Source organism: Bacillus sp. SIMBA_074, from assembly GCF_046534555.1.
Lineage (GTDB): Bacteria > Bacillota > Bacilli > Bacillales > Bacillaceae_G > Bacillus_A > Bacillus_A mycoides.
In genome coordinates this window covers 1-240 of record NZ_JAWRYM010001140.1, presented here as the reverse complement: position 1 = coordinate 240, position 240 = coordinate 1, and the positions used below count along the sequence as shown (strand labels likewise).

Annotated in this window: 1 protein-coding gene; it reads left to right on the top strand. The window is 42.1% G+C overall.

Annotated elements, in window-relative coordinates; all coding sequences use genetic code 11:
• Positions 1 to 7: 7 nt before the first annotated feature.
• Positions 8 to 240, top strand: a 233-nt coding sequence (locus SB773_RS34300; protein ID WP_410594981.1) for an alanine:cation symporter family protein, incomplete at its 3' end; no start/stop codon positions are given.

The window sequence follows — 240 nt, the reverse complement described above, 5'->3', positions numbered from 1 at the left end:
AGCTTGATTGTCTGATTTTATTACGGCTTTAAATGGAGTTTTGTGGAGCACACCTGTCATTTACATTTTATTGGGAGTAGGTTTAGTATTCTCGATTTTGACCCGTTTTCTGCAAGTAAGGCATATTAAGGAAATGGTCGTTTTGATGTTCCAAGGGAAAAGTTCTGAAGCGGGCGTTTCCTCTTTCCAGGCTTTATCCATAGCTCTTTCGGGTCGGGTCGGTACAGGTAACATTGCTGG